This is a genomic window from Endozoicomonas sp. PH6C, assembly GCF_059322965.1.
Genome location: NZ_CP185342.1, coordinates 3,800,684 through 3,815,618, shown reverse-complemented (window position 1 = coordinate 3,815,618; position 14,935 = coordinate 3,800,684). Strand labels below are relative to the sequence as shown.

Below are 14,935 nucleotides of genomic sequence, written 5' to 3'. Positions count from 1 at the left end.
ATAGCTGAATGGGCGACGAGAAAGCCTGCAGCTTTTAAATACATTATTTTCAATATTTGTTTAATTTTTTACTTATTAGATCGTAAGACATCAAGCTGCTTAGGTTTAAACTCGTGATGCATTATGTGCTTAACATTTGGAGAACCAGATTTTTTTGGACTCACTTATCATTTTCAGACTTACGATCACGCTGGCGCAGGTCATTCTTTGGTCTATTTTGGACCATTATCCAACCTTTGGGAATGACGGCATTACTATCGATTGTCTTCAGTCGTATTTTCAATACTGAAATTCGTGAGTATGCGCCTTACATTCTTTCAGGTATGATTATCTGGGAATTTGTGACTGCAACTATGCTTGGTGGTGCTTTAGCGTTTGTTCAAGCAGATGCATACATAAAGCAATGTCGGCACCCATTAGCAATTTATACACTTCGAACGGTCTTTACTAATATTATGGTACTTAGTTTGGCAAGTTTGAGTCTTATAACATGGGTGCTATTTGTAATGCCTGGAAACTTCGGTTGGTCATGGCTTGCATCTATTACTATTTTTCCAATTCTCATTCTTATCACATGGCCCATTGCTACTGTTTTAGCATACACTGCTACACGCTTCCGTGACTTACCACATGCACTCGGCCTTATATTACAGGCAATGTGGTTTGTATCACCTATTTACTTTGAAGCAAAAGTTTTTCGAGGTGGTGAACTTAGTTGGTTAGTTGATTATAACCCTGTTTATCATCTGCTAGAAATCGTACGTGCACCACTGCTACGAGGAAACTGGCCTACACTTGAAAACTTTGCTTTTTGCGGTTTGTCAATTCTTGTTGCAACAATATTAGCTGTATTGGTTGGTTTGCGCGCAGAGAAAAAAGTTATTTTTTATTTATGAATAAAAACCTGATTAAACTAGAAGATGTTAATCTTTACTATTCCTCCACTTCATTTAAAGAACGCTCATTAAAATCACTAATGAGTTCAGTTCTTACGTCAAGACGAACTGCCGGCACAGCAATTCAAGATGTACATGCACTAAAGAACATAAGTTTAGAAGTTCATCCGGGTGAACGTGTAGGCTTGCTTGGTCATAATGGTGCAGGCAAAAGCACTTTCCTTAAGATGTTGGCGGGTCTCTACCCTATTACAACAGGTAAGAGAGATGTCAGTGGGATGGTGCGTTCGTTATTTGACTTGAGCCTTGGTTTTGAACCGGATGCCTCAGGGCGGGAAAACATTCTATACCGCGGTTTATTACTAGGGCTCTCACCTAAATTTATGAGAAATATAGAGGATGAAGTAGTTGAGTTTGCAGGTTTAGGTGAATTTATAGATTATCCAATAAAAACCTATTCTGCGGGGATGCAGGTTCGCCTTGCTTTTGCGATATCAACAGCTGTTGGTGGTGATATTTTATTGTTAGACGAGGTTATTGGCGCTGGAGATGCCAACTTCATGGCAAAAGCAAAGCAACGCATACTTAAACTCATTGAACAATCTGAAATTCTGATTCTGGCATCTCATGATTTCAGTGCTTTAACTGAAATTTGTCAACGTGGTTTGCTCTTTCATCATGGTGAAATCATATTTGATGGTGAAATTCACGAAGGTATCAGCCAGTATAAAAAGATTAATGGCCTTTAAATGACTAAATATCGGGTACTTTGGTTATTAAACCACACAAATCTTAGAAAGTTCGAAATAGAGCAGCTTAAAACTCTCGGTATAGATGAAATATATACACCAAAGAAGTTCCCTTACGATGAAAGTAAGCTGACTGCAAGTGTAGACTTTGGTCTAGATTCGAGGTTGACAATACCTGAAGATAACTTGAGCGTTCTCAATGAACAGGACTGGTATAATTCACCAAGTCCTGAAGCTTGGGATATTGCTAATGAATATTTCGATATTGTATTTATTGGATTTCATCTAAAACAATTGCAATCTACCATCAGTAATTTTAAAGGCTCTATTATATTAAGAATATTTGAGCACTTACAAAATGATACTTGCTCAAAAATTATATATGAGTTAGCTGGTGAAAGTTTGGTGAGTAAAATCAAAGAACTAGGTCATCGATTTTGGCTTGGGACTGGTTATGAATATATGCAACATGCTGAATCAATCTTTCTCTCTAGAAGAAGCTGCTTTTTGCCTGTAGGTTTGAATCTAGAAGATAACTCAAATGAATGGGTAGGTGCAGTAAAGAAAATTCTATTAATAAACGCAAAAACACTAACCTTAACTTATTCTGAAAATCAAAATAATTACTTCCAGATGAATTTTGGAGATATACCACACACAATTTTAGATGTTGGTAAGATTGCTGATGATAAATTTTTTGCTCTAAGTAATTCTAATTCAAAAGTAAGCTATTCTCGTGTATTTCGTGAGCATCGTGCAATGCTCTATCTACCGTGTCAGTCAAATAAAATAGATTATCAGCTCTTTGATGCATTAACAGCCGGTATACCAATTATATATATGGATGGTGGTTTGCTTGATAAATTGGGTGGAATTGAACTACCTGGCAGATGCACTTCTATAAGCCAAGCAAAGAAAAAAGTTAGGAAGTTGTTGGCTGGTGATACCAAGCTAACTGAAGCTGTTCGAGAATCACAGAGAATGCTACTGCAATCAGTCAAAGCAGTAAATTCTAAGTATATTTGGCAGGAACACTTTAGTAAGAGTATATTAAATAGCCTAGAAGAACAGAAACAAATTCTTGATACTCGATTGCGTCGAAAGCCTAGAGTTGCTGTCATTTTGCCTATTGCATATCATGGTGGTAGCCTGCGAGGTGCTAAGTTGTTGGCTGAAGCGATACGGATTGGAAGCGAGCAAACTGGTGAACGGGCTGAAGTTGTGTTCCTTCATCTAGAGGATAAGAATATTTATTCTGAAAGTGATTTTGATGATTTGCATAACTCGATCAAGTGTCGTTCATTTAAATGGAAGAACTTAAATGGTAGTAGTGCTCGACGAGCTATGCGCTATGCTGGTTTCGACGACTGGGAACCAACTCATGATGGCTATATCGTTATTGATGACGGTATTAAGCAACTTCTAGATTGTGATTTATGGGTTATAGTATCAGATCGATTAACTGGTACATTATTACCTATAAGACCAGTAGTTTATATGGTATACGATTATCTTCAGCGTTACTTAGCAATTATGGACGTAGGCATAGACCAGCCTTTTCTGGATGCAGTCCGTTCAGCAGATAAAGTTTTAGTTACTACTAAATTTACTTTTGAGGATGTCACCCAGTATGCAGGAGTGTGTGCTGATAAAGTAGAAAAGTTACCCATGCTTGCACCAACTTTCCATCAATGCAAAAAAATGATAACGACAGAAGGTAAACCTTATTTTATTTGGACCACTAATAAAGCAAAACATAAAAACCATATCAGAGCAATTAAGGCACTACAGATCTATTATTGTGAACTCCAGGGTGAATTTCATTGCGAAGTTACAGGCGTTGGAACTGATGATTTATTCGATGATGCAAATGAGTATATAAAAAAAGCTGGGCCATTATTGAATAATAGTGAACATGTTTACCAGAAATCTATTTCATGTAGGGGGAATTTATCAAATAAACAATATATAGAATTGCTTTCTAGGGCCGCATTTTTATGGCATCCTGCTTTGATAGATAATGGCACTTTCAGCGTTATTGAAGCAGCAAGCTTAGGAGTACCATCATTAAGTAGTGACTATCCTCCTATGCGTGAAATTGATCAGCAGTTTTCTCTTAACCTTGCTTGGATGAACGCAAACGATGCACGCTCCATGGCGATAAGCCTGAAGGAAATGGAGCGAAATTATCTGGAGTACCGAGCGACACTACCGACAATTGAAACACTATCTTCACAGAGTGTGAGTGAGCTATCACAAAGTTACTGGAAATCAATACGCCAATGTCTTTAAAAAAATACGGAATATATTTAGCATATCCTCCAACGGTAGATCTCCGATATGAAGGCCTTGGCCGATATCTAGCTTCATTTCTGAAAGGTGCTTCAATCCGTGAAGACATAAAATTTATTATTGTTTGTCCAAGTTGGTCACGTGAAGGACTAGAAAAACTGTTTTCTTCGGAAGGTGTTTCTCAAAATGGATTTGAAATTATTTGTCCTCTTCAAAAACCTGTTGTGCTTAGGTTATATGAAAAACTGCTTTTTATTAAAAATCGAAAAAGTAAGCTGGGCCCAAGTTTCGGCAGACTGTATTTAATAATCGAAAACGCTAGACGGTTTTTAATCAAAGTGCCATTGATTAATTCCTTAAAAGCTTACACATATAGCTCTTTTATTAAGTATCTGTCACCTGTTTTGTTTGTTATACCTTTGGCTGTGTTAGCACTGCCTTTATTGGTTTTTTTATCCTGTCTCAAATTAATTAATTTCACATTGGGTAAATTGTATTCAATTTTTCGAAAATTATTTAATAATATTCTTACTAAAATCCATGATGTATTTATAGCACCAAAAAATAATGATCATTTGGTTAGAATGTATAGGGAGCTGGAGCATGTTGAAATTCAACGGATGATCAACATAGCAAATAACCTAAAAGATGTACGGTCTTGGTACTGCCCTACAGCTTTTTGGCCTTCATTTAACAAAATTTTAGCGCCTAAGTTGATGTGTGTTCCTGATGTCGTCTTGACTGATTTTCCTATTGGGTTTTCCGATGTAGGTGGTGATCGATTTTTAGAGACCTTTAATATGGTTAATTCATCAATCAATGGCGGGAGTAATTTTGTAACATACAGTGAAAATGTCAAATGGGAAACATTGGTAGATCGATACTTGATTAAACCGTCAAATATAACTGTTATACATCATGCGCCTAATGATCTTAGTGCCTTGATCAACTCTTATGAAGAGAAATGTTCTGAGGTATTTTTAAAGGATTTCTACCAAAAAATATTTTTGCAAGCATTTAAAAGTACAAATTTTAATAATACTTATACATCAAGTTTTCAGAACTTTAATGTGAAATTTGTTTTTTATGCTAGTCAGATTAGGCCAAATAAAAACATTATAAATCTTCTGCGAGCTTATGAATATTTGTTACGAAAGCGTTTTATTCGTCACAAATTAGTTATGACTTGTAACCCTGTTGGACTACCAGAAGTAGAGGAGTTTTTAAAAAAACATTATTTAGAAAATGATGTGATTTTTCTACACGGCCTTAATGTCTCTGAGTTAGCAGCATGCTATAGATTGGCTGACCTAGCTGTAAATCCAAGCCTTAGTGAAGGTGGGTGCCCATTTACTTTTACAGAAGCTCTTTCTGTTAATACTCCTGTTGTTATGTCAAGGATACCAGTCACAGAGGAAGTGTTGATTGGTAAAGAGATACAAGAGCTATCTCTTTTCGATCCATATGCCTGGCAGGATATTGCTAACCGCATAGAATGGGCATTAGGTAATTTAGATGATTTATTAACTATTCAGCAAAAAGCCTACTCAGAGCTGACTAAAAGAACTTGGGGTGATGTGGCTAATGAACATTTAAAAATTATGGATGATATAGCTGATACATATACGAAACTTCATAATCAATGAACAAATATAATTATACCTTGTTAATTTTCGGTTTCGGAGGGCACGCCAGAAGCGTTGCTGATTTAGCTCTCTCTTGTGGGTATAAGAGTTTAGAATTTATCGATGAAAACGCCGAAAAAAATGAGACTTACCTTGGTTTTCCTGTACTCAAACAGCATAGGGCTTGTTTGCTGCCAGATCGAAAAGCCTTTGCAGCAGCAGGCAACAGTACTATTCGTCAACAACAAGTCAACCTAATAAGCAGCTTTGGCATGAAACTTACTACTTTGGTTTCACCATTGGCAAGCATTGCAAAAGGGTGCCAGATTGCAGATGGATGTTTTATAGGTCATAACGCACACATTGGCCCTCAAGCATCTATCGGTTTATCGTGCATCATCAACACAGGTGCTATCGTAGAGCATGATAGTACTATTGGTGATTTTTCTCATATTTCAGTAAATGCGACTGTTGCAGGCAGCAGTAGCTTAGGCTCTTTCTCTTTACTGGGTGCTGGCGCAACTTTGATCGATCAGGTCGATGTTTGTGATCATGTGATTATTGGTGCTGCTGGTGTAGTCGTTCAATCTATAACACAGCCAGGTACATACATTGGTATACCCGCGCGTAAGAAATCAAGTGTTATAACAGAGTAAGTCGAATTAGTTTTGTCACACATTAAATTACATATTTTACATGTTTATAGAACCTACTTTCCTGATACCCAAGGCGGACTGGAAGAAGTTATCCGCCAGATCTGTCTTAATAGCCACCCCCATCAGATAGAAAGCAGGGTTCTTTTCTTAAGTGATAAACCTGAACCATCGGTCATCCAGCGTGCTGAGGCCACTATTTACCGATTTCGAAAAACGTTTGAAGTCGCGTCATGTGGTGTTGGTCTGGGTTCTTTCAAGGGTTTCAGAGATTTGGTCGAGTGGGCAGATATCGTTCACTACCACTTCCCTTGGCCGTTTGCCGACTTTCTCCATCTTGTTTCACGGGTAAACAAACCTTCATTAGTTACCTATCATTCGGATATCGTCCGACAGAAATTTTTGCTGCAATTTTATCGCCCACTAATGAATCGGTTTTTGGGAAGTGTCGACAGGATTGTGCCAACATCACAAAACTATTTTGCCAGCAGTGAAGTGCTAGGGCAGTATGCTGAAAAAGTAACGGTGATGCCAATCGGGCTTAATCACGATAGTTATCCTGTATTGACTGATGAACAACTGGCTGCCCAGAAAACCATTTATGGAGAGGGTTTCTTTTTGTTTATTGGGGTTCTGCGCTATTACAAAGGGCTTCACATTCTTCTGGATGCTTTAAAAGGAACTGATATTCCTTGTGTGATCGCCGGAACAGGGCCTATTGAACAAGAATTAAAGAATCAAGCTCAACAATCAGGCTTAACTAATGTCCGTTTTCTTGGACGGGTCAGTGATGAGGAAAAGGTAGCACTTTTGAAGTTATGTCGTGGTGTGGTTTTTCCTTCCCATATTCGCTCTGAGGCTTTTGGGGTTACTTTGCTGGAAGGAGCCATGTATAGCAAACCTCTGATCTCTTCGGAAATTGGTACTGGTACCAGTTATATTAATCAGGATGGTGAAACCGGGTATGTAATACCACCAGCAAATCCAGCTGCCTTGCGTAACGCCATAGAGGCAATGCACCATAACCCTGAACATGCTGAACAAATGGGAAAGGCAGCCAGAGTCCGTTACGAACAAGAGTTTACCGGTGCCTTGATGGGTGAACGATATGTTCAGTTATATCGGGAAATTTTGAAGGAGAAAAAATAGCACATTTCGATACGAGGCGAAATTTTCTTTCGCCCCAGCAAGACTAGCTTTTATCAGACTAACCCTCATAGAATAATTCCAAATCGTGAGTATATTAACTACCGGTGCCAGTGGCTTTATAGGTAAATCACTGGTCGGCAAATTGAAGACTATGGCGCTAGCTTACCGTTGTGCGGTAAGAAAGTCAGCTTCATCTTCTGATTTTGTCTCTGAAAAAAACATGATAACCATCTGCGATATTAACGGTACAACTGATTGGCAGTTGGCTTTAAACAATATCAAGATTGTTATCCACCTGGCCGCCCGTGCCTATTTCGTGAAAGAATTATCCACCGATCCGCTCAATGAATACAAAAAGATAAATACTGACGGCACATTGAACCTTGCTGTGCAAGCTGCCAGAGCGGGTGTTAAACGTTTCATTTTTGTTAGCACCATAAAAGTCAACGGTGAAACCACTACCGAATTACCCGCTTTTACCGAGCAGTCCAAGCCTGTTCCACAGGATCCTTATAGCATTTCAAAATGGAAAGCTGAAACCGGCTTGCGTCGTATTGCCATTGAAACCGGTATGGAAGTGGTCATTATTCGTCCACCTCTGGTTTATGGTCCCGGCGTTAAGGCTAATTTTTTCAATCTTATGAAGCTCGCAAATAGCTCACTGCCTTTACCATTCGGTGCTATAAACAACAGCCGAAGTATGGTGTACGTTGGCAATCTGGTGGATTTTATCGTCACATGTATTGACCATCCGGCAGCAGCAAACCAAACCTTTCTGATCTCAGATAATGATGATTTGTCGTTAGCCATGCAGGTTAGTCTATTACGAAGCTCGCTTGGGAGACCTGCTCGTCTATTTCCAGTTCCGGCCTACTTGTTATGTGCAGTTGCACGACTTGTTGGTAAACGAGATCTGGTAGACAAGCTAATTGGTGATTTAAAGGTCGACCCGGCAAAGGCAATCAACCTTTTAGGATGGCAACCGACTTATTCTGTGGAGCAGAGTATCCGGGCTACCGTTGAGTCTTATTCCAAAGGTCAACAATAAAGTGTTTCGTTTTTTCGATTGCCTGCTGGCTTCATTTGGTCTGATACTTGGCTCACCTTTGTTTCTTCTGATTTATATTATGGGCCTTTTTGATACCGGTTCACCCCTGTTCAGGCAAGAACGTGTGGGACGTAATAAAAAACCGTTTGTTCTTGTGAAGTTTCGAACCATGCACGAAGATACTGTCTCTATTGCCAGTCATCTCGTCTGTTCATCTTCCATCACACCGCTGGGAGGTTTCCTTCGAAAAACCAAGTTGGATGAACTGCCACAGCTCTGGAATGTTCTGGTTGGCGACATGAGTCTGGTAGGTCCAAGGCCGAATTTGTTTAATCAGGTAGAGTTGATTAAAGCCCGTGAACGACTCGGTGTGTATGATGTCCTACCCGGCGTTACCGGGCTCGCGCAAATCAGCCACATTGATATGTCAACACCTGAACTGCTGGCAGAGACAGACAGCCAAATGATCCGATCTTTAACCCTCCGGGATTATTTTCAATATATTTTGATGACTGCGACCGGGAGGGGTCAGGGAGACCGGGTCCGTTGAGCAATGAGGAACTTGCGAATGCAGCGAAGGTATGCAGGGTTTGCTTTATGAAATCACTTCGGTGCGCTTGTTCGCAGGTTTATTTTGGGTCTTGCTACCCTGTGCTGAGCGACTATCATGCATTTTCGCCAGCTGCGCTAAAAACAACATCTCCGAAAGCTATTTTTGAGGAAATCAACTTCTTGCTTATGTACGTAGCTGTTGTTTTCAGATAAGGAGCATTGGTCGATGCCAGATCATCGAGATTGACTCACACTTTGAAGACAGCTGCCGCTAATCAACATGATTTGAATAAGACCATTGAACTCCTACATGAAAGAGAGAAGATGATTGTCGATTAAGAAGGGGTAGTGCAGCTGAAATGCTCACAGTTTTTCGATATATGGCATTTAATATGTTGAACAATACCAAAACCTTTAAAGCAGGCTTGAAGCGTAAACGGAAAAAGGCAGCCATGAGCAAACAGTACCTGTCTGAAGCTATTGCTGGGTGCGGGTTCTCATGATTATTCTCTGTGTTCGCATAGTTTCTTTCAATTGATTTTCAGGTAATAAATGCGCCAAATATTGCTGTCCCTCCCCCGCTCGGGTAAACGTCTGGTTGCACTATTGTTTGACACTGGAGCGATAACTCTATGTTTATGGGTGGCGTTTTATATTCGCCTGAGTGTGGTGGATTCGTTTTCTCAATATTACCCTGCGTTCATTTTAGCTGTTGCAGTCACCTTACCTTTTCTGGTTAAAATGGGGCTTTATCGTGCTGTGCTCCGGTACATGGGGTCTGACTCTATTATCGCTATCTTTAAAGCCTGTACCTATGCTGCCATCTGTCTGATGTTGGCTGGGTTTCTTTTCGGACAGGTGCATATTCCCCGCTCTATCCCTTTTATATACTGGCTCTTGCTGCTGCCAACAATGACGATCTCTCGATATCTAATCAGAAGCTGGTTATTAGAGGAATCCATAGCAGATATTTTCCCTGAATTTTTCCCTCGCAGGCAGCGTCACTCGAGCAGGGGAATTCCTGTCGCCATCTATGGCGCAGGCGCTGCAGGTGTGCAGGTAATGTCCGCTTTAGACAAAGGGATTGAATACCAGCCAGTCGCTTTTTTAGATGATAAGCAGGACAATGCTGGTCGTGCTATTCAAGGGAGGCGCATATACCGACCATTATGTTTTGAGCAGATGGTTCAGGAGACAGGTGTTCAGGAGGTGTTACTGGCTATACCCTCTGCGAGCAGGCAAAGGCGAATGGAGATAGTTCATACTCTTGAACAACATGGTCTACCTATTCGAACTATACCCGCCATGGCTGACCTGGCCAGCGGCCGCATGAAAATGCAGGAAATTCAGCCAGTTGATATTGGTGATGTGCTTGGAAGAGACGAGGTGGAGCCAAGGCAAGAGCTTTTGGAGAAATGTATCACCGGTAAGGTTGTCATGGTGACTGGGGCAGGAGGTTCTATCGGTTCTGAACTCTGTCGTCAGATTCTTAAAAAGAAACCTTTATGTCTTGTGCTTTATGAGCACAGTGAGTTCAGCTTATATTCTGTCGAGCAGGATTTAATAAAAACGCAAAAGAGTACCAATGACTGTAAAGCGGTACAGCTTGCGGCAGTGCTGGGTTCGGTCAACAATCCGGAACGGTTAATTGAAACCTTGCGAAGATTTGCTGTGAATACGGTTTATCATGCTGCTGCCTATAAACACGTACCTATTGTTGAACAAAATATTGAAGAAGGTTTACGCAATAATACTTTGGGTACGCTTTATACGGCACAAGCCGCCATTGTTGCTCAGGTAGAACGCTTTGTCCTGATATCTACCGATAAGGCAGTACGTCCCACAAATGTTATGGGTGCCTCAAAGCGTCTGGCAGAAATGGCTTTGCAGGGATTGGCTGATGAAAGTTCAGTAAATCTGTTTCATTCCGACAGGTTTGGCTTTAGGCCAGAAACAAAAATACCCGTTAATACCTGTTTTACAATGGTGCGGTTTGGAAATGTATTGGGCTCGAGTGGTTCAGTTATACCAGCGTTTCGCGAACAGATTCGGGTCGGTGGTCCTGTGACAGTGACTCACCCAGACATTAACCGTTATTTTATGACGATTCCTGAGGCTGCACTTCTGGTGATTCAAGCCGGTGCGATGGCCAGCGGAGGGGAGGTTTTTGTGCTGGATATGGGGAAACCTGTCAAAATAGCCAACCTTGCAAAGCGTATGATTAATTTATCTGGCTTGACCCTGAAGGATGAAAGTAACCCTGAAGGCGATATTGAAATTGTCTACACAGGATTACGCCCTGGTGAAAAGCTCTATGAAGAACTGTTGATTGGAGACAATGTGACAGGTACCAGTCATCCTAAAATCAGCATGGCTATGGAAAGCAAAGAATTATGGAGTAACTATAGGCTGGCCCTGGAAACTGTTTTTGAAGTGGCGAGAAGTGGGCGTTTTACCGATCTAAGAGATCTGCTTTCCAGCTGTGTGAATGGTTTTAATCCAACTTCTGATGTGGTGGATTGGATGGATCAGTCCAGGCAAACCGAATCAAAATCTGAGCGAGAAGTTCTGAGCTACCATTGAGCTGTCGTTTGCTATGATGTCTGCTAAATCCCTGTCTATATTGAACGGCTCATATTTCATAATGATCAGTGAGCCAGATGCAAAAACGCTATGAGAAATCCACTGTTATCCGTTGATGAATATTTAGAGTCTGAAAAGACGGCTGAATCGAAAAGCGAGTACATCAATGGATATGTCTTTGCTATGGTGAGTGGCAGTCGAAAGCATAACTTGCTAACAGTTTCTCTTGCAACGAGGCTTCATCAGCATCTGTCTGGCACAGGTTGTGATGTCTTTGCTTCTGACATGAAAGTCAGTGCAGGTTCTGAAAACGATAATATCTTCTTTTACCCTGACATAATGGTGTCCTGTGGCAGTGGCTCTGGTGATGATTATATTGAAGAGAATCCAAAACTGATTATTGAGATCCTTTCAAAATCTACAGAACAGCATGATCGTTTTGCCAAACTTGAGGCATATACTCAAATAGCAACTCTGGAAGAATACATGCTGGTTTCTCTATACGAGCTTCTGGTGGATCTACACCGACGGGAAGGAGGACAATGGTGTACACAGCGTTACGGAGGAGGAGACTCTTTGCTGTTGCGCTCAGTCGGTCTCGAACTTTCTGTTCTGGATATCTACAAGGATATTAGAAGAGTTGAGCATTAAGGCCAGAATTCCGGATCCATTGCCTGCTCATAGCTCCAGGGGCATTCTTTTGGGAAAGTAGTGGAGGGGAGTTCTGTTTCATCTGAGGCATCTTCCATAGCGTCGGAGTAGGCTTCAAGCAGAATTTCTGGCAGCTTGCCTTTCAGTCCTGGATTTTTTCTTAGAATCCGTCTGATCTGCTTGCGTTGCTCCCGGATAGTCCTTTCCCAGCTGTGTCCGGTTTGTCTTTTTTCAGGCTGGTACCGCCATTTCAACAAATGCATGAAAAGCAAACATATTCTGGATTCCAATGCCCTGTAGTCACTGCGCCCCATGCTTTCGATTTCCTCCAGGATATTTTCCAGATCGAGTTCTGCGAGTCGGCCCTCACGGATCAGTTTTGCCTGTCTCTGGGTCCAGCTGTAAAAATCGGTATCGTATAAATCACGCACAAAGATCACCTGCTGTTTTTATAAGATTTCATAGTCACCTTTCAGTTTATATTATTGCCTGGAGAATTATCAGGGCCAGAACTCAGGGCTCATAGCTTGCTCATAGCTCCAGGGACGCTCTTTGGGGAAGGTTGAAGGTGATAGTCCAGTTTCTTCAGTAGCATCTTCGACGGCTCTTTTATAAGCGACAGGAAGCATGGCATCAATTTTGTTTTTCAGACCCGGAGAATCCTGGAGAATTCGTCGTGCCTGTTTTCGTTGCTCACGAATGGTGCGTTCCCAACTGTGACCCATCTGCCTTTTTTCTGGCTGATACTTCCATTTCAACAAGTGCATGTAGAGTATTTCCAGCCGGGATTGTAAAGCTCTGTAATCACTGCGACCCATACTCTCAATTTCCTCAAGGATATTTTCCAGATCGAGTTCTGCGAGGCGACCTTCACGGATCAGTTTTGCTTGCCTCTGAGTCCAGCTGTAAAAGTCGGTATCGTACAAGTCACGCATATAGGCCACCTGCTTTGTCCATTATCAAACTTTCCTACAGTCTATCTTACCCACCTTGCACCTTACGAATCAAAACTGCACCGATAACGATAGTGCAAGTTTCATTTATTGGGCTGGGCGTAGTTTAATACAGAATCAGTAGATGATACTGGCTGCAGTCATGAGTGTACTCATACTCTGGCTCGTTTTGTTCTGAAATTAATACTTGAAGGCTTCAATCCGAAAGGCTCCTGAGGGTTTGTTTTACTCTTGACTTTTTGTTGTCAGAGTCTGAAGAAATAGTTTTATTCATGCTTTTATCGAACTTCAGAGTAAGACCCCCACCGAACTGGGTAGGGGATGTAAGCTTGGCAGTTGCCACAGAGAGCCAAGCGACTATAATTAGTCGCATACTGGAGAGCAAATATTGTGGCTCAGAAAAAGAACATTGAAAAACTGAAGGAAGGCCCGAACACCTTTCCATGGAAAGATGTCTGCTCACTATTGAAGTATTTTGGCTACAAGCAGGAGGAAAAGGCTGGCTCACGGGTACGATTTTACAACAAAAACACGAAACGAATGATAAGACTGCACAGGCCACACCCGGACAAAAATCTGAAAGGGGGAGCCCTGAAGGCACTCATCGAGTTTCTGGATAACGAGGGGCATCTGTCATGACTCAATACCTCAAATACAAGGGCTATCAAGGCACAATAGAGCCACAGATTGATGATGGTACGCTGTTTGGCAAAGTAGCCTTCATCCGAGATCTGATTACTTATGGAGCGGACACGCTGCCAAAGCTGATAGAGGAGTTTCAGCAGTCAGTAGATGACTACCTGAAAGACTGTGAGGAACTGGGCAAAGCCCCTGATAAACCATTCAAGGGCTCGCTGAATGTTCGCGTCGGTGAGGAACTTCACAAGGCCATGGCCATAGCCATCCTCGAAGCACCACTTAATCACACAAGGCCAAAGTCTATCAACGCGTTCATTTGTGAGGCGATAGAGGAAAAGCTAACCAGGGAAAGAAGCAAAGGGATTAGCACCAACACGATTAATTAATTATCGAGTGAGCGTAAAAAACCGTCCCTTAGGACGGGGCGGACATCAAGTTTCATTTATAGGGCTGAGCGTAGTTTAATACAGAATCGATAGGTGATACTGGTTGTAGCCATGAGTGCACTCAATAATCCGGCTCGTTTTGTTCTGAAATTCATACTCTAAGTCATCAATCCGAAAGGCTCCTGAGGGTTTGTTTTACTCTTGACTTTTTGTTGTCAGAGCCTGAAGAAATAGTTTTATTCATGCTTTTATATTGTCAAAACATTGGCTTCGCTGTCTGAGTACTTATTTTGGAGACTGTCCCGAGTTCTTTATAAAATCAGTCGTTTACACCAAATGGCTCTGACATAGTCATAGTTTTTTTTCAATGCGTTTGGTTTTTTTTTAAAATCCGTCTAGAACTGAAAATAACGGTTTTGGAAATATCTAAAGCCAAACTCAAATAATCAATAAGGAAGTTTGATTATGAATAATTTTTTCCCAGCTATCGCTCTTTCCAGTCTTTTGATGTTCTCTGCAGGCTCATTTGCCAATAGCGACGAAAAAGAATGGGTCGTTAATGTCAACACAGCCACCGTTCAGGAACTGGACGAAAAGCTTATAGGTGTAGGCCGACGAACAGCAGAAGAGATAGTCAAACACCGCAAAGCCCATGGTCCTTACAAGAATATGGATGACCTTGATCAGGTGAAGTTCATCGGTGAAGCCTTTATGAAGAAAAACGAATCCAGAATAATTTTTGAAGAGTAGGAATAATAC

General features: G+C 41.2%; 15 protein-coding genes and 1 pseudogene. 14 read left to right on the top strand and 2 right to left on the bottom strand.

All coding sequences use genetic code 11. From position 1 onward, the window contains the following. The first annotated feature begins 116 nt into the window (after window positions 1-116). The 11 genes and pseudogenes from ACOMG9_RS14615 to ACOMG9_RS14565 all read left to right on the top strand — a co-directional run bounded on the left by ACOMG9_RS14615 (window position 117) and on the right by ACOMG9_RS14565 (window position 12,198). Window positions 117-896: an ABC transporter permease gene (locus tag ACOMG9_RS14615; protein ID WP_494530393.1), complete on the top strand. Its 780-nt coding sequence runs from the start codon at window positions 117-119 to the stop codon at window positions 894-896. After that, window positions 893-1,645, top strand: a complete 753-nt coding sequence (locus tag ACOMG9_RS14610; RefSeq protein ID WP_494529005.1) for an ABC transporter ATP-binding protein — start codon at window positions 893-895, stop codon at window positions 1,643-1,645. The genes ACOMG9_RS14615 and ACOMG9_RS14610 overlap by 4 nt, the downstream gene beginning before the upstream one ends. Next, window positions 1,646-3,937: a glycosyltransferase family protein gene (locus tag ACOMG9_RS14605; RefSeq protein WP_494529004.1), complete on the top strand. Its 2,292-nt coding sequence runs from the start codon at window positions 1,646-1,648 to the stop codon at window positions 3,935-3,937. It begins immediately after the preceding gene. After that, the gene (locus tag ACOMG9_RS14600; RefSeq protein ID WP_494529003.1) at window positions 3,928-5,583 is read left to right on the top strand and encodes a glycosyltransferase; all 1,656 of its coding nucleotides are present in this window, start codon (window positions 3,928-3,930) and stop codon (window positions 5,581-5,583) included. The genes ACOMG9_RS14605 and ACOMG9_RS14600 overlap by 10 nt, the downstream gene beginning before the upstream one ends. After that, complete coding sequence (locus ACOMG9_RS14595; RefSeq protein WP_494529002.1) at window positions 5,580-6,218, top strand: NeuD/PglB/VioB family sugar acetyltransferase; 639 nt, start codon at window positions 5,580-5,582, stop codon at window positions 6,216-6,218. Before ACOMG9_RS14600 ends, ACOMG9_RS14595 begins: the two co-directional genes overlap by 4 nt. 12 nt (window positions 6,219-6,230) lie before the next feature. Further along, a complete protein-coding gene (locus ACOMG9_RS14590) occupies window positions 6,231-7,364 on the top strand; it encodes a glycosyltransferase (protein WP_494529001.1) in 1,134 nt (377 codons plus the stop codon). An 85-nt stretch (window positions 7,365-7,449) separates the two neighbouring features. After that, on the top strand, window positions 7,450-8,412 hold the full coding sequence (locus ACOMG9_RS14585) for a UDP-glucose 4-epimerase family protein (protein WP_494529000.1): 963 nt from the start codon (window positions 7,450-7,452) through the stop codon (window positions 8,410-8,412). A gap of 1 nt (window position 8,413) precedes the next feature. Continuing rightward, the gene (locus ACOMG9_RS14580; protein WP_494528999.1) at window positions 8,414-8,962 is read left to right on the top strand and encodes a sugar transferase; all 549 of its coding nucleotides are present in this window, start codon (window positions 8,414-8,416) and stop codon (window positions 8,960-8,962) included. A gap of 224 nt (window positions 8,963-9,186) precedes the next feature. Beyond that, window positions 9,187-9,294, top strand: a pseudogene (locus ACOMG9_RS14575) (IS5/IS1182 family transposase); the annotation flags it as partial. A 222-nt stretch (window positions 9,295-9,516) separates the two neighbouring features. After that, window positions 9,517-11,547, top strand: a complete 2,031-nt coding sequence (locus ACOMG9_RS14570) for a polysaccharide biosynthesis protein (RefSeq protein WP_494528998.1) — start codon at window positions 9,517-9,519, stop codon at window positions 11,545-11,547. A 90-nt stretch (window positions 11,548-11,637) separates the two neighbouring features. Next, complete coding sequence (locus ACOMG9_RS14565; protein ID WP_494528997.1) at window positions 11,638-12,198, top strand: Uma2 family endonuclease; 561 nt, start codon at window positions 11,638-11,640, stop codon at window positions 12,196-12,198. Here the strand turns inward: ACOMG9_RS14565 and ACOMG9_RS14560 are convergent. Continuing rightward, window positions 12,195-12,629: a DUF29 domain-containing protein gene (locus ACOMG9_RS14560; protein WP_448217399.1), complete on the bottom strand. Its 435-nt coding sequence runs from the start codon at window positions 12,627-12,629 to the stop codon at window positions 12,195-12,197. The genes ACOMG9_RS14565 and ACOMG9_RS14560 overlap by 4 nt on opposite strands. Before the next feature lie 69 nt (window positions 12,630-12,698). Continuing rightward, window positions 12,699-13,133, bottom strand: a complete 435-nt coding sequence (locus tag ACOMG9_RS14555) for a DUF29 domain-containing protein (protein ID WP_422134183.1) — start codon at window positions 13,131-13,133, stop codon at window positions 12,699-12,701. A gap of 408 nt (window positions 13,134-13,541) precedes the next feature. Between ACOMG9_RS14555 and ACOMG9_RS14550 the strand changes: the two genes are divergently transcribed. From ACOMG9_RS14550 to ACOMG9_RS14540, 3 genes are all read left to right on the top strand, one after another. After that, on the top strand, window positions 13,542-13,790 hold the full coding sequence (locus tag ACOMG9_RS14550; protein WP_448217398.1) for a type II toxin-antitoxin system HicA family toxin: 249 nt from the start codon (window positions 13,542-13,544) through the stop codon (window positions 13,788-13,790). Beyond that, window positions 13,787-14,176, top strand: a complete 390-nt coding sequence (locus ACOMG9_RS14545; RefSeq protein WP_448217397.1) for a type II toxin-antitoxin system HicB family antitoxin — start codon at window positions 13,787-13,789, stop codon at window positions 14,174-14,176. The genes ACOMG9_RS14550 and ACOMG9_RS14545 overlap by 4 nt, the downstream gene beginning before the upstream one ends. 465 nt (window positions 14,177-14,641) lie before the next feature. Further along, window positions 14,642-14,926 carry a ComEA family DNA-binding protein gene (locus tag ACOMG9_RS14540; protein WP_422134180.1) on the top strand — a complete coding sequence of 95 codons (285 nt, stop codon included), beginning with the start codon at window positions 14,642-14,644 and terminating at the stop codon, window positions 14,924-14,926. Window positions 14,927-14,935 lie beyond the last annotated feature (9 nt).

Bases quoted from the DNA above. Each gene is read 5' to 3' on its own strand.
- ACOMG9_RS14615 (WP_494530393.1), top strand. From the start codon at position 117: ATGCATTATGTGCTTAACATTTGGAGAACCAGATTTTTTTGGACTCAC.
- ACOMG9_RS14610 (WP_494529005.1), top strand. From the start codon at position 893: ATGAATAAAAACCTGATTAAACTAGAAGATGTTAATCTTTACTATTCC.
- ACOMG9_RS14605 (WP_494529004.1), top strand. From the start codon at position 1,646: ATGACTAAATATCGGGTACTTTGGTTATTAAACCACACAAATCTTAGA.
- ACOMG9_RS14600 (WP_494529003.1), top strand. From the start codon at position 3,928: ATGTCTTTAAAAAAATACGGAATATATTTAGCATATCCTCCAACGGTA.
- ACOMG9_RS14595 (WP_494529002.1), top strand. From the start codon at position 5,580: ATGAACAAATATAATTATACCTTGTTAATTTTCGGTTTCGGAGGGCAC.
- ACOMG9_RS14570 (WP_494528998.1), top strand. From the start codon at position 9,517: ATGCGCCAAATATTGCTGTCCCTCCCCCGCTCGGGTAAACGTCTGGTT.
- ACOMG9_RS14565 (WP_494528997.1), top strand. From the start codon at position 11,638: ATGAGAAATCCACTGTTATCCGTTGATGAATATTTAGAGTCTGAAAAG.
- ACOMG9_RS14555 (WP_422134183.1), bottom strand. From the start codon at position 13,133: ATGCGTGACTTGTACGATACCGACTTTTACAGCTGGACTCAGAGGCAA.
- ACOMG9_RS14545 (WP_448217397.1), top strand. From the start codon at position 13,787: ATGACTCAATACCTCAAATACAAGGGCTATCAAGGCACAATAGAGCCA.
- ACOMG9_RS14540 (WP_422134180.1), top strand. From the start codon at position 14,642: ATGAATAATTTTTTCCCAGCTATCGCTCTTTCCAGTCTTTTGATGTTC.